A 13,690-nucleotide genomic window follows, 5' to 3' on the forward strand; every position below is an offset into this window, starting at 1 on the left:
GACATCGGGAGAAATCGTTGAGGCCAGAGGCACTTGACCGCAATCAACGCTTGCACGGCAAGCCTTAGCGCCGCAAAACTAAAGCCATGCATCATGCGGCCTACGTCTTCGACGCCTACGGCACGTTGTTCGACGTGCACGCCGCCGTGCGCAGGCATGCCGGCGAGATCGGGCCTGACGGCCAGCTTCTCTCAGAAATCTGGCGCGCCAAGCAGCTCGAATATTCCTGGGTGCGGACGCTGATGGGCGCCTATGCCGATTTCTGGCAGCTCACGGAGCAGGCGCTGGATTTCGCGCTGAAGAAGGTGCCCTCGGCCGATCCGGCGCTGAGAGCAAGGCTGCTCGAGGCCTATTGGCAGCTCGACTGCTATCCGGAAGTGCCGGCGGTGTTGAAAGCGCTGAAAGCATCCGGCGCGAAGCTCGCGATCCTGTCCAACGGGTCGCCGGAAATGTTGCGGGCTGCGGTGAAATCCGCCGCCCTCGACCAGATCCTGGACGACGTCTTCTCGGTCGACGAGATCAAGCGCTTCAAGACCGATCCCTCGGTCTACGACATGGTGGTCACCGGCTGGCGGCTCTATCCGGAGGCGGTGTCGTTCCAGTCCTCCAACCGCTGGGACGTGGCGGGCGCCGCCAAATTCGGCTTCCGCACGGTCTGGATCAATCGCACCAACCAGCCCGACGAATACCGGGACTTTCCGCCGGGGCTGATCCTGCCCTCGCTCGAAGGTCTTCTGGCGGGCGCGTAAAGCAATTCCGGGAAAAGTGTGAAACGATTTTCCGTCCAGAATTGCGTCAAAATAAAGAGACAGGACGGTTCGGCGTTTCCGTGAGACGCTGTACCGCTCCGACGCTGCTGTTGCTGCAGCGCAACAGATGTGTCGTGGTCACAGCTTCGCCTTTGTTTGTCCACCCTGAGGCCAGAATTGGAACCGCCTATCACCGCCGACTGCTATTGGAGCTGCCGGCGGCCAAGCCTGCGGATTCATGCTTTCTTGCGAATTAAGACCTAGAAAAGGCAACCATGTCAGACGCTTCCTTCCGCATCAGCCGTCGTGGCTTCCTCAATCTCACAGCCCTTGGCGCTGCTTCGGCCGCGGTTTCAGCCTGCTCCACCACCGGTCCAGGCCCCGAGCCGGTCCAGCCGCCACCGCCGGCCTATGTCGAGCCGCCACTCGGCGATTACGAGACGATGTACGGTCCGATTTCGGATAACGGCTTCGACCTGCCAGCCATCCCGGTGAACAAGATCGATCACAGATTCCTGCGCCAGATCGTTCCCGATCCGACTGGACAGCGGCCGGGCACCATCGTGGTCGATACCACCAACCACTTCCTCTATCTGGTGCGCGAGGGCGGCCAGGCGATCCGCTACGGCGTCGGCCTCGGCCGCGCCGGCTTCGAATGGTCGGGCGACGCCGTGGTGCAGTGGAAGCAGAAGTGGCCGAAATGGACGCCGCCGGACGAGATGGTCTCCCGCCAGCCGGAACTGACGCAATTCAGCGCCAAGAACGGCGGCATGCCGGGCGGACTGAAGAACCCGCTCGGCGCCCGCGCACTCTATCTGTTCCAGGGCAACCAGGACACGCTCTATCGCCTGCACGGCTCGCCGGAATGGTGGTCGATCGGAAAGTCGGTCTCCTCGGGTTGCGTGCGCCTGATCAACCAGGACATCATCGACCTTTATGATCGCGTGCCTAACAAGACGCCGGTCGTGGTGACCGCTGATATCGGCGAGCCGATGGCGGATATGCCCGAGCGCCGGGCCATCCCGATCGACAACGGTGTGCCGACCGGCTCGATCCTGCTCGGTCCGGTACGCCGGATCACCAACGAGATCTTCTGAGTTTGAACGCTTCAGCGGTGCTCGGCGAGTATGGTCGCCAGCACCGCAACGCCGCGTCGCAGCGCCTCCGCGTCGAGCCCGGCATAGCCGAGGATGAAGCCGGCCGTTTCAGGTCGCGGCTCGCTTGGGTCATAGAGCGGTGACACCGGATAGAGACCGATTCCGGCGGCGTGTGCCGCCGCAATGATTGCCGGCTCGCGCCCGGCAGCGATGCCGTTCATCCAGGCAACAACATGCAGTCCGGTTTCGGCCCCCGCGACAGCGACCCTTGGCCCCAGATGATCCGCCAACGCCTGCAGCAGCACCTCCCTGCGTCGGTGTTTTTTCTGCGAATGCTGCGGACATGGCGCTCATAAGCGCCGCTCGTCAGCAGTTCGGCCAACACGTCCTGTTCCAGCATCGGAGCGTGCCGGTCGGTCAGGCGCTTCGCCTCGCTGAACGCGCGGCACAGGCCGGCCGGGGCGACGAGATAGCCGAGCCTTAGGGTGGGCGAGAGCGTCTTGGAGAAGGTGCCGACATAGATGACCGACTCCGCGTCGAGGGTTTGCAGCGGCGGGATGGGGGCGATGTCGTGGCGGTACTCGCCATCATAATCGTCTTCGACGATGTAGGCGCCCGTCGCCGTGGCCCAGGCCAGCAGGGAACGACGCCGTGCCGCCGAAAGCACGCCGCCGAGCGGGAACTGGTGCGACGGCGTCACGCATGCCAGGCGGGCCGGCGGCAGCGAGTCCGTCCTCAGCCCCTCCGCGTCGACCGCAACGGGCACAGCGACGCCGCCCGCCGCCGCGAAGGCATGGCGGGCCAGCGGATAGCCCGGGTTCTCCATCACGAACGGATCGCCGGGGTCGAGCAGCAGCCGCGCGCAGAGATCGAGCCCCTGCTGCGATCCGTTGACGATGACGATCTGGTCCGGTGCGCAGTTGATGCCGCGAGCGCGCCAGAGATAGCTTTGAAGCGCGTTGCGGAGCGCAAGGGATCCCTGGGCGTCGCCATAGCGCAGACGAGCGCCGCGCCGGAGAATGGCCTTGTTCGACGCCCGCCGCCAAGCCAGCACCGGGAAGTCCGCCCCCGACAGGTCGCCATAGCGGAAATCCGCAACCCTGGCCGGCTGCGCTCCGGCCGGCGAAGGCAAGGCAAGCAGCCGACGGGCGAATGCCGAGAGATTGCGAGGCTGGGCAGCCGTGTGGGACGCTCCCTCTGACGTCATCTCCAGTCCGGCAGCGACGATGGCGCGCGCGCCCTGCCGGATGATCAGATAGCCTTCGGCTGCGAGTTGGTTGTAGGCCGCCGTCACCGTGGTCCGCGAAGCGCCCCATTCAGCCGCGAGGGCCCGCGTCGACGGAAGGCTGTCGCCCGGCCGGTTGGCACCGCTGTGAATCCGCTGCTTGATCGCCGCAATGATCCGGCGCGCGATGCTGTCCTGCTCCAACTGGACCACTGAAACTCCTCAAAACTGGATGTTTTATGTAAACCAGAATTGCGGCATCTTCAGATCCGGCGCAAGGAGTTCCACCATGTACATACCGCCCGCCTTCCGGGACGACGACACGGAGAGCCTGAGAGCAACGATCCGCGCGGCGCGGCTGGCGACGCTGGTCACCGCCACTGCGGAAGGGCCGCGGGCGACGCCGTTGCCGCTTTTCCTCGACGACAGCGAGGGCGAGCATGGCGTGATCTACGGCCATGTGGCGAAGGCAAATCCGCAGTGGCGCGCACCAGTACTGGGCGATGGCCTGGTGATCTTCATGGGACCAGATGCCTATGTGACGCCGGCGTGGTATCAGGCCAAGCAGGAGACCGGAAAGGTCGTGCCGACCTGGAACTATGTCGCCGTCCATGCCTATGGGCCGATCGAATTCTTCGAAGACGCCGACAGGCTGCTCGACGTGGTGACGCGTCTCACCAATCTCCACGAAGGCGGGCGCGCCGCACCCTGGTCCGTATCGGATGCGCCGCCGGATTTCATCCAATCGCAACTCAAGGGGATTGTCGGCCTGCGCCTGCCGATCACGCGGCTGGAAGGCAAGCGCAAGATGAGCCAGAACCGCAACGCGGCCGACCGCGCCGGCGTCGTGTCTGGTCTCGCGGCGAGCGATCGGCCTTCGGACCGCGAGGTCGCCGCGCTCATCCCGTGGTGACAGGCCGTCCAACTTACACTCAAGTCCGTCATGCCCGATTTGACCCAGTTCGCTCTGTACTTCGCCGCCGCGTTCCTGCTCGCCATCACGCCCGGGCCGGGTATCTTCTACGTCGCCGCGCGCACGCTTGCCGGAGGACGCGCGGAAGGCATCGCCTCGAGTTTCGGGACGGGCCTCGGCGGCATGGTACACGTGCTTGCCGGCAGCCTGGGCATTTCGGCGATCGTGCTCGCAAGCGCGGAGCTGTTCACGGCGCTGAAGCTGATCGGCGCGGCCTACCTCGTCTGGCTCGGCTTCCGCACCTTCCAGGCCGCACGACGCGAGGCAACGACAATACTGGAGGGCGGCGCGGCCGCGTCCGCGATCGGCGCGGGCAGAGCGTTTCGCGAAGGGGTGCTGGTCGAGGCGCTGAATCCAAAGACGGCCGCTTTCTTCCTGGCCTTCATTCCGCAGTTCGTGGACCTCAGCGCCGGCCATGTCGCCTTGCAGTTCATGGCGCTCGGCTTCGTGTCGGTGACGCTCAACACCCTTGCCGATGTCGTGGTCGCTTTCGGGGCGAGCCGCATCCGGGACGGCGCGGCAGGCCGGTTCGGCATGATACGTCGGCTGCGCGAGACGTCAGGCGGCGCGATGATCGCGCTCGGCATCGGCCTCGCCATAGCCAGACGCCCTGCCTGATTGGCTACCAGGCCGGTTGCCCGACCGCCGAGATGGCTTTCTACCGCCCCCTGGCCAGGCTTCCCAGTATCCCGCGCACGATGGCGCGGCCGACGGAGGAGCCGACCGAGCGCACCACCGATTTGATCGCGGCTTCGGCCACCGTCTGACGGTTGGAAGACCGCCGGCCCGACGTTCCCAAGACGTCGTCGAAGCCCGGAATGGTCCAACGCGAGCCGCCGCTGCCCGCCTGTTGCGCCTGCGCCTCGGCGTCCTGCGCCTCCTTGGTCTTCTTCTGCAGGATCTCGAAGGCCGATTCGCGATCGACCAGCTGGTCGTACTGGCCGGCGACCGGGCTCGCGGCAATGATCTTGCGGCGCTCGTCCGGCGCGATCGGCCCGAGCCGCGAGGACGGCGGCCGGATCAGCGTGCGCTGGACCATGGCCGGCACGCCCTTGTCCTCCAGCGTCGAGACCAGCGCCTCGCCGGTGGCGAGCTGGGTAATGGCGGTGGCGCAGTCGAAATCGGGGTTGGGCCGGAAGGTCTCGGCCGCTGTCCTGACCGCCTGCTGCTCGCGCGGAGTGTAGGCGCGCAGCGCGTGCTGGACGCGGTTGCCGAGCTGGGCCAGCACCTTTTCCGGAATGTCGAGCGGGTTCTGGGTGACGAAATAGACGCCGACGCCCTTGGAACGGATCAGCCGCACCACCTGCTCGACGCGGTCGACCAGCACCTTCGGCGCGTCCTCGAACAACAGATGCGCCTCGTCGAAGAAGAAGACCAACTTCGGCTGGTCGAGGTCACCGACCTCGGGCAGTTCCTCGAACAGTTCCGACATCAGCCAGAGCAGGAAGGTGGCATAGAGCCTGGGGTTCATCATCAGCTTGTCGGCGGCCAAAACGCTAACCGCGCCGCGGCCGTCGCGGGTCGTGCGCATGAGATCGGCGATGCGTAGCGCCGGTTCGCCGAAGAAGTTCGCGGCGGCCTGCTGTTCCAGCACCAGGAGCGTGCGCTGGATGGCCCCGACGGAGGGCTTGGTCACATTGCCGTAGCGGGCCCTGAGCTCGTCGGCGCGCTCGGCGATGTTGGCAAGCAGCGCCTGCAGGTCCTTGAGGTCGAGCAGCAACAGGCCCTCCTCGTCGGCGATGCGGAAAGCGATGTTCATGACGCCCTCCTGCGCTTCGGTGAGGTTCATCAGCCGCGACATGAGCAGCGGCCCCATTTCCGAGATGGTGGCGCGGATCGGATGGCCCTGCTCGCCGAACAGATCCCAGAAGATGACCGGGAATTCCTGGAACTGGTAAGGATCGAGCTTCACCTCTCCGGCACGCTTCACGAGAAAATCCTTGCCCTCGCCCATCATGGCGATGCCGGAAAGGTCGCCCTTGATGTCGGCGCAGAAGACCGGGACGCCGGCGTTGGAAAAGCCCTCGGCCAGGACCTGCAGGCTGACCGTCTTGCCGGTGCCGGTGGCGCCGGTGATCAGCCCGTGACGGTTGCCGTAGCGCAGCAGCAGTTCCTCCGCGCGCTGATAGGAATCGTCAGGCTTGCGGCTGGCGCCGATGAAGATGCTGGTGTCGTCAGCCATATGTCCGGTCTCCGCAATCTGTTCCGTCAAACGCCCGAGCCTCATGCGAGGTATAGTAACGCTGTCGCCGGGCGACAATGCCAATCATTGAAACCGGGCCGTCGGCGAAATTCGATCTTTTGAAGCTTGCGGATTTTGAGCATGTTTGGCAATCGGTTAGCAGCCGCCGGAATTGCCGCGGCGGATGTCGCATTGTGATATCCGGCCGGGGACCTTAGACTGGTGGATGATGCGGCAAAGAGACGAGGAGTGCGATGGGCGCCGGCGCCTTGACCAGGGATGTCGACCTTCCGAACCCGGACGCCAAGCGTTGGCTGGCGCTGGCGGAAAAGGCGCTGGCCGGCGGCTCGTTCGAGGAGAATCTCGTTTCGCACACCGATGACGGTATCCGCATCGAGCCGCTCAGCGAACGCTCGGCCGGCGCCGAGCCGCTGGTGCGCACCAATCCGAAGTCGCCCTGGATCGTCAGCCAGCGCGTCGACGACCCGGACATCGCCCGCGCCAGCGCCCAGGCGCTGCAGGACATCGCGCAGGGCGCGACCGGCCTGTCGCTGGTCTTCGAGGGTGCGCCGAACGCCTTCGGCTACGGCCTGCCGAGAACGGCGGAGGCGCTGGAAACGGTGCTCGAAGGCGTGCCGCTCAACCGCGTGCAGGTGCGCATCGACGCGCATCCGTGGAGCCGCGCCGTGGCCGACTGGCTGCTCGCCTTCCTGACCCGGCGCCGCTCCGATCCGACGAAGCTCAACCTCTCCTTCGGCATCGACCCGGCGGCGATCTTCGCCGGCACCGGACGGCTGCGCACCTCGATCGAGGCGCTGCAGGAATCGATGCCGCAATCGCTGGCGCATTTCTTCTCGATGGGTGTGCCGGGCGCGCTGCTCGAGGCCGACGGCCGCGTGTTCCACAATGCCGGTGCCACCGAGGCGCAGGAACTCGGCACGATGATGGCGTCGGCTGTCTCCTACCTCAGGATGTTCGAGAAGGCACGCCAGCCGCTGGTCTATGCCGCGCCCTATATCGGCTTCGCCCTCAGCGTCGACCAGGACCAGTTCCTGTCGATGGCCAAGGTGCGGGCGTTGCGCAAGCTCTGGGCGCGGATCCAGGAGGCCTGCTCGATCCCAGCCTCGACGGCCAACGTCCACGCCGAAACCTCCTATCGCATGATGGCGATGGCAGACCCGGAAACCAATATCCTGCGTACCGCGGTTGCCGCTTTCGCCGCGGCGACCGGCGGCGCCGATTCCGTCTCGATCCTGCCGCACACCATCGCGCATGGTCTGCCCGCCGGTTTTGCCCGCCGCGTCGCCCGCAATGCGCAGCTGATCATGGCGCATGAGAGCCATCTCCATCATGTCGCCGATCCGGCCAGCGGCTCCGGCGCGGTCGAGGCGCTGACCGACGAGCTTTGCGCGGCGGCCTGGCAGGAATTCCAGCGCATCGAGGCAGAGGGTGGCGTGCTCAACAGCCTGCAGCAGGGCTATATCCAGAACCGCGTGCAGACGGCCGCCGCGAAGCGCAATGCCGCCTATCGGGCCGGCGAACGCGGCATCATCGGGACGACGCTTTTCCGGGCCGGCAGCGAGCGTCCCGTCGAGACATTGACGGCCGAACGCCGGCCGGCGCTGACTGAGGGCGTCGCTGTATGCGAGCCGCTGTTTCCGGTGCGCATCGATCAGTCGATCGGAGCCGGATCATGATCCCGGATTTCAGCCAGATCGGCTGGTCGGCGCCGCGCAGGGCACCGGTCGAGCTCAAGGGCCAGCGGATGACGCCGGAAGGCATCGCCGTAAAACACCTCTACGGCCAAGGCGACCTCAAGGGGCTGGCCAATCTCGAGACCTATCCCGGCCTGCCGCCCTTCGTGCGCGGCCCCTACCCGACCATGTATGTCCAGCAGCCCTGGACGATCCGGCAATATGCCGGCTTCTCGACGGCCGAGGAATCCAACGCCTTCTACCGACGCAATCTCGCGGCCGGCCAGAAGGGGCTTTCGGTTGCCTTCGATCTTGCCACGCATCGCGGCTATGACAGCGACCATCCGCGCGTCGCCGGCGACGTCGGCATGGCGGGTGTGGCGATCGATTCCATTCTCGACATGCGCCAGCTGTTCGACGGCATCCCGCTCAGCGAGATGACGGTGTCGATGACGATGAACGGCGCCGTGCTGCCGATCATGGCTTTATTCATCGTCGCGGCGGAGGAACAGGGCGTCGCGCAGAAGGATCTCGCCGGGACCATTCAGAACGACATTCTGAAGGAGTTCATGGTCCGCAACACTTACATTTATCCGCCAAAGCCATCGATGCGGATCGTGTCGGACATCTTCGCCTACACCTCGAAGCATATGCCGAAATTCAACTCGATCTCGATCTCCGGCTACCACATGCAGGAAGCAGGAGCGACGGCTGATCTCGAGCTCGCCTACACGATCGCCGACGGCATCGAATACGCGCGCGCCGGCGTCGCCGCCGGGCTCGACATCGACCGCTTCGCGCCGCGCCTCTCCTTCTTCTGGGCGATCGGCATGAACTTCTTCATGGAGGTCGCCAAGCTCCGCGCCGCGCGTCTGCTCTGGTCGAGCCTGATGAAGAAGAATTTTGCGCCGAAAGACGAGCGCTCGCTGTCGTTGCGCACCCATTGCCAGACCTCAGGCTGGTCGCTGACGGCGCAGGACCCCTACAACAACATCATCCGGACCATGATCGAGGCGATGGCGGCGACGCAGGGACACACACAATCGCTGCATACCAATTCCTTCGACGAGGCTATGGCGCTGCCGACCGATCATTCGGCGCGGATCGCGCGCAACACGCAGCTCATTCTGCAAAAGGAATCCGGCACCACGCGCATGATCGACCCGTGGGGCGGCTCGGCCTATGTCGAGCGGCTGACGCATGATCTGGCGGCCCGCGCGCTCGCCCATATCGAGGAGGTCGAAAGCCTCGGCGGCATGGCGGCGGCGATCGAGAAAGGCATTCCGAAGCTGCGCATCGAGGAAGCGGCGGCGCGCACGCAGGCGCGCATCGATTCCGGCGAGCAGGTGCTGGTCGGCGTCAACGCGCATCGGCCGGGAGCCGATATCGAGGTCGATGTGCTCAAGATCGACAATGCCGAGGTGAAGGCCCGGCAGTTGGCGAAGCTGCAGCGGCTGAAAGGCACGCGCGACGTCGCGGCACTCGAGGACGCGCTTGCCGCCCTCACCCGCGCGGCCGAGAGCGGCGAGAACCTGCTGGAATTCGCGATCCGCGCCGCGCGCGCCAATGCCACCGTCGGCGAGATCTCGCTGGCGCTGGAGAAGGTGTTCGGCCGCCATGCGGCCACCGTGCAGACGATCTCCGGCGTCTATCGCGACGCGCTTGGCGACAATCCGGCGGTCGACCGGCTCAAGGAAAAGATCGAAGCCTTCGAGAAGAAATCCGGCGCCAAGCCGCGCATCCTGGTCGCCAAGATGGGACAGGATGGCCACGACCGCGGCCAGAAGGTGATCGCCAGCGCGTTTGCCGATCTCGGCTTCGACGTCACCGTCGGGCCGATGTTCCAGACACCGGACGAGATCGCGAAGCTGGCGGTGCAGCACGACGTCGACATCATCGGCGCTTCCTCGCTTGCCGCTGGACATCTGACGCTGATCCCTGAGCTCAAGGATGCGCTGAAGAAGCTTGGCCATGGCGACATGCTTATCGTCGCCGGCGGCGTCATCCCGCCGCAGGACTATGACGTGGTGCTGAAGGCGGGCGCGGCGGAAATCTTCCCGCCGGGCACAGTCATCCCGCAGGCGGCGGACCGGCTGATGGATCGGTTGCTGAGGGCTCGGTAAGTACTGTTATAATTCTTGTTGTAACGCCGGACGTTACGCGTTATAATTGACGTTACAACAGGATGCTGCGTCATGAACACCACCATTCGCAAGATCGGAAATTCGGAAGGCGTGATCCTGCCGAAGGAGCTCCTCGACCGTCTGAACATGAAGGCGGGCGACCAGCTTCAGATCGTCGAGACGGATAAGGGCATTGCCCTCGAGCCCGTGGACGACAGCTTCGAGCGGCAGATGGAAGCCGCTCGCAAGATCATGGACAAGTACAAGGTCGCGCTTCAGAAGCTCGCCGAATGAGCTGGCAGTTCCTGTCGCGTCGCGCCGTCGAAGCGATGCATGCCGAGCAGTTGCGCCGACATGGCGGCGCGCAGGGTTTGAGGGATGAGAACGCTCTCGAATCCGCTCTCGCCCGCGCTGAGAACAAGGCCAACTATGGTGATCCGACAATCGAGGATCTGGCGGCCGCCTATATTTTCGGCATCGCCAGGAACCACGCTTTTGTCGACGGCAACAAACGCACGGCAATAGTCGCCGCAGGCGCCTTCCTGATCATAAATGGTTACGGCCTTACAGCCGACAACGGCACGATCTACGAATTCGTTATGGGCGTTGCCGCGGGTGAAATCGATGAGGCTGGTGCCACGGCCTTCTTCCGCGACCATACCGTCAAGCTCGAGGGCTAATTCTCGGCCTTGTCCGAGAGCTTGACGATCTCCCACTCCTTGCCGTTGACCTTGACGACCTCGCCTACCTTCTTGCCGAATAGCGCGACCGCCATTGGCGAGACATGGGAAATGCTGCCTTTTGAAGGATTGGCCTCGTCCTCGCCGACAATGCGCCAATGCACTTTCTTGCCGTCATCGTTTTCCAACGTGACGCCCATGCCGAAGCGCACTACGTCGCTGCCCAGCTCGGGCACGGAAAGCTCGGCGCTCTCGCGCCGCGCGGTCCAGTAGCGCAGGTCGCGCGACACCACCGCAAGGCGCTCGCGGTCGCCGCGCCGTTCGGCTTTGGCCATCAAATCGCGCAGCTCGGCGAGAGTCTCCTCGATCATCGCCAGGCCCCGCTCCGTCACCAGATTGCGGTGCGGGCTGATCGGCCGTTCGCCGACGCCGGCGATTGCATTTTCGCTGTCTTCTTCGCGTGTGAAAGCTCTGCTCATGACATGAGCTTAGGCTTGGTCAGGCAACTGCACAAGCGATTTGCCGGTGAGCCGGCCCTGGCACGAATCCTGCGACAGACAGGGCGAAACACCAGGACCTGTGCCGATGTTGGACAGACGAACGCTGCTTGCCCAGACCGCCGGCCTCGCCGTTGCCGGGCTCTTTGCCGGCAAGGCGTCGGCGAAGATGCTGCCCGGCATCGAAAAGGCCGCGATGCGCGGCTCGATCAACGCGATCGAGATCGGCGTGCAGCCGGGCGCGCTGGACGACCAGAGCAAAATCTTCGCCAAGATGCTCGCTGAAGCCAGCAACCGCGACGCGCCGGTGTTCCTGCCGCCCGGCACCTATCTCGTCTCCAACCTGAAGCTGCCAGCGCGCGTGCGTCTGTCGGGCGTGCCGGGCGCGACCCGCATCGTCTATGGCGGCAACGGCCACCTGATGATGGCCGAACAGGCCGAGCATATCGAGCTCAGCGGGCTGGTGCTCGACGGCAGCAATCGCTCGCTGGCCGACTATACGCAGGGGTTGCTCGACCTGCGCCGCGTCGCGCATCTCACCATCGACAATTGCCAGGTGACAGGCAGCGGCAAGAACGGGCTGGCGCTGGAACATGTCGCCGGCCGCGTCGGGCGCTGCGACATTTCGGGCGCGGCCGACGCCGGCATCTATTCGGTCGAGGCGGGCGGGCTAGAGATTTCGGGCAATACCGTGTCCGACTGCGCCAATGGCGGCATTCTGGTGCATCGCTGGCAACAGGCGGAGGACGGCACCATCGTCAGCTGCAACCGCGTGCAGCGCATCGGCGCGAGGAGCGGCGGCACCGGCCAGAACGGCAACGGCATCAACGCCTTCCGCGCCGGCAATGTCATCATCTCGGGTAACGTCGTCTCCGACTGCGCCTTCTCGGCGATCCGCGCCAACAGCTCCAACAATTTGCAGATCACCGGCAACACCTGCTCGCGCTCGGGCGAAACCGGGATCTATTCGGAGTTCTCCTTCGAAGGCGCGATCCTCAGCAACAACCTCGTCGACGGCGCCGCCAACGGCATCTCGATCGTCAACTTCAACGAAGGCGGCCGCATGGCCGTGTGCTCGAACAACATCGTGCGCAACCTGTCGACGGTCGGCCCCTACGCCGCCGACCCGCCAGGCTTCGGCGTCGGCATCAGCGCCGAGGCCGACACCACGGTCTCCGGCAATGTCGTCGAGAACGCCCCGCTCTACGGCATGCAGCTCGGCTGGGGGCCCTATCTGCGCAACGTGGTGGCGACGGGAAACATCATCCGCAAGGCGGGCACAGGCATCGTCGTCAGCGTCGTCGAAGGCTCCGGCAGCGCCGTCATCTCCGACAATGTCATCGACGGCGCCGCCAACGGCGCCATCGTCGGCCAACGCTGGGCCGACCCGGTGACCGGCGATCTCGCCCGGTCAAGCGAGAGCGGCTACGCACATCTGACCGTCGAGCGCAACAAGGTCAGCTAGGTCAAGACCGTCGTCGGCCGCAGCGAGCCGACCTTGGCGCCGATGCGGCTTTCGACCGGCGGATGGGCGAGCTTGGAGAGCTTCGCGGCGAGTGCTTCATCGCCGCGCAGCAGTTTTGCCAGCACTGCGGCGATCATCACCTCGGCTCCTCTGCCGGCGCCGTCATCGCATTTCAAGGCAATGCCGAGGCCGAGTTCGGGCAACGCCGCGCAATAGACGCCTTCTGCGCCGGTCTTGACGAAGATGCGGCCAGGGGCGGCCTGCATCAGCGCGAGATCCGCCTTGCCGGTGCCGGCGACCAGAAACGGCTCGGCCATGCAGGCCGAGAGCAGCCGCTTCGCCGCCTTGGCGCGTTCGGACGCGAAGCCCCTGCCCGTCGCCATACGCGCAAAGCCCAGCGCAAAACTCTTCAACGGCACGGCGTAAGTCGGGATCGAGCAGCCGTCGGTGGCGCAATGGTCGGCGTCATGGGCGGCGCCCGTCACCGACTGCATGGCGTCGCGCACCATCTCCTGCAAAGCGTGGCCGGCCTTGACGTAGCCGCCATGGGCGATGCCGGAATGCACGCAGGTGCAGAGGAAACCGGCATGCTTGCCGGAGCAATTGTTGTGGAGCGGGTTCGGCATGGCGCCTGCGTGGGCAAGCGCGATCGTCGCATCGTGGCTCGACGGCCAGTGCGCGCCGCATTCGAGCGCGGTCCTGTCGAGGTTTGCCCTGGCGAGCATCGCGGCGGCCAGCTTGGTATGTTCGGGCTCGCCGGAATGCGATGCGCAGGCCAGCGCCAGTTCGCGGTCGCCGAAGCCATAAGCGTCGGCAGCACCCGATTCGACCAGCGGCAGCGCCTGGATCGCCTTCACCGCCGAGCGCGGGAACACCGGGCGTTCGGTGTCGCCGATCTCCCAGACGGGCTTGCCGTCGGCATCGAAAACGGAGACCGCGCCGCGATGAGCGCTTTCGACCACCGCGCCGCGCAGAACCTCGACCAGAACCGGATTTGCCATGTCT

At 65.3% G+C, this 13,690-nt stretch carries 14 protein-coding genes; 9 read left to right on the forward strand and 5 right to left on the reverse strand.

All coding sequences use genetic code 11. From position 1 onward, the window contains the following. Positions 1-86 precede the first annotated feature (86 nt). Positions 87-749 (forward strand): haloacid dehalogenase type II, encoded by a 663-nt coding sequence (locus EN874_RS17590; protein ID WP_127426234.1) that lies wholly within the window; start codon positions 87-89, stop codon positions 747-749. Between the two features lie 275 nt (positions 750-1,024). Beyond that, positions 1,025-1,846 (forward strand): L,D-transpeptidase, encoded by an 822-nt coding sequence (locus EN874_RS17595; RefSeq protein ID WP_127426235.1) that lies wholly within the window; start codon positions 1,025-1,027, stop codon positions 1,844-1,846. An 11-nt stretch (positions 1,847-1,857) separates the two neighbouring features. On the opposite strand, the gene EN874_RS34930 is transcribed toward EN874_RS17595, so the two are convergent. Together EN874_RS34930 and EN874_RS17600 are read right to left on the reverse strand one after the other, a co-directional pair. Continuing rightward, the gene (locus tag EN874_RS34930) at positions 1,858-2,067 is read right to left on the reverse strand and encodes a hypothetical protein (RefSeq protein WP_348631735.1); all 210 of its coding nucleotides are present in this window, start codon (positions 2,065-2,067) and stop codon (positions 1,858-1,860) included. Next, on the reverse strand, positions 2,064-3,284 hold the full coding sequence (locus tag EN874_RS17600; protein ID WP_348631736.1) for a PLP-dependent aminotransferase family protein: 1,221 nt from the start codon (positions 3,282-3,284) through the stop codon (positions 2,064-2,066). Before EN874_RS17600 ends, EN874_RS34930 begins: the two co-directional genes overlap by 4 nt. A 76-nt stretch (positions 3,285-3,360) precedes the next feature. Here EN874_RS17600 and EN874_RS17605 point away from each other — a divergent pair, with 76 nt between their 5' ends. Both EN874_RS17605 and EN874_RS17610 read left to right on the forward strand, forming a co-directional pair. Then, on the forward strand, positions 3,361-3,984 hold the full coding sequence (locus tag EN874_RS17605) for an FMN-binding negative transcriptional regulator (protein WP_127426236.1): 624 nt from the start codon (positions 3,361-3,363) through the stop codon (positions 3,982-3,984). A gap of 30 nt (positions 3,985-4,014) precedes the next feature. Then, the gene (locus EN874_RS17610) at positions 4,015-4,662 is read left to right on the forward strand and encodes a LysE family translocator (protein ID WP_127426237.1); all 648 of its coding nucleotides are present in this window, start codon (positions 4,015-4,017) and stop codon (positions 4,660-4,662) included. Positions 4,663-4,702: 40 nt separating this feature from the next. On the opposite strand, the gene EN874_RS17615 is transcribed toward EN874_RS17610, so the two are convergent. Further along, positions 4,703-6,226: a helicase HerA-like C-terminal domain-containing protein gene (locus tag EN874_RS17615; protein ID WP_127426238.1), complete on the reverse strand. Its 1,524-nt coding sequence runs from the start codon at positions 6,224-6,226 to the stop codon at positions 4,703-4,705. Positions 6,227-6,480: 254 nt separating this feature from the next. Between EN874_RS17615 and EN874_RS17620 the strand changes: the two genes are divergently transcribed. The 4 genes from EN874_RS17620 (at position 6,481) to EN874_RS17635 (ending at position 10,723) form a co-directional block, all read left to right on the forward strand. Then, on the forward strand, positions 6,481-7,923 hold the full coding sequence (locus tag EN874_RS17620) for a methylmalonyl-CoA mutase family protein (RefSeq protein ID WP_127426239.1): 1,443 nt from the start codon (positions 6,481-6,483) through the stop codon (positions 7,921-7,923). Further along, positions 7,920-10,043: a methylmalonyl-CoA mutase gene (gene scpA / locus EN874_RS17625; protein ID WP_127426240.1), complete on the forward strand. Its 2,124-nt coding sequence runs from the start codon at positions 7,920-7,922 to the stop codon at positions 10,041-10,043. Before EN874_RS17620 ends, scpA begins: the two co-directional genes overlap by 4 nt. A 72-nt stretch (positions 10,044-10,115) precedes the next feature. Further along, a complete protein-coding gene (locus tag EN874_RS17630) occupies positions 10,116-10,337 on the forward strand; it encodes an AbrB/MazE/SpoVT family DNA-binding domain-containing protein (protein ID WP_127426241.1) in 222 nt (73 codons plus the stop codon). After that, complete coding sequence (locus EN874_RS17635; protein WP_127426242.1) at positions 10,334-10,723, forward strand: type II toxin-antitoxin system death-on-curing family toxin; 390 nt, start codon at positions 10,334-10,336, stop codon at positions 10,721-10,723. Before EN874_RS17630 ends, EN874_RS17635 begins: the two co-directional genes overlap by 4 nt. Here EN874_RS17635 and greA read toward each other — a convergent pair. Then, the gene (greA, locus tag EN874_RS17640; protein WP_127426243.1) at positions 10,720-11,202 is read right to left on the reverse strand and encodes a transcription elongation factor GreA; all 483 of its coding nucleotides are present in this window, start codon (positions 11,200-11,202) and stop codon (positions 10,720-10,722) included. The two genes, EN874_RS17635 and greA, sit on opposite strands and share 4 nt — an antisense overlap. A gap of 106 nt (positions 11,203-11,308) precedes the next feature. Between greA and EN874_RS17645 the strand changes: the two genes are divergently transcribed. Continuing rightward, a complete protein-coding gene (locus EN874_RS17645) occupies positions 11,309-12,685 on the forward strand; it encodes a TIGR03808 family TAT-translocated repetitive protein (RefSeq protein ID WP_127426244.1) in 1,377 nt (458 codons plus the stop codon). On the opposite strand, the gene EN874_RS17650 is transcribed toward EN874_RS17645, so the two are convergent. After that, complete coding sequence (locus EN874_RS17650) at positions 12,682-13,686, reverse strand: asparaginase (RefSeq protein WP_127426245.1); 1,005 nt, start codon at positions 13,684-13,686, stop codon at positions 12,682-12,684. The two genes, EN874_RS17645 and EN874_RS17650, sit on opposite strands and share 4 nt — an antisense overlap. Between the last annotated feature and the right edge of the window lie 4 nt (positions 13,687-13,690).

Source organism: Mesorhizobium sp. M1D.F.Ca.ET.231.01.1.1, from assembly GCF_003999155.2.
GTDB lineage: Bacteria > Pseudomonadota > Alphaproteobacteria > Rhizobiales > Rhizobiaceae > Mesorhizobium.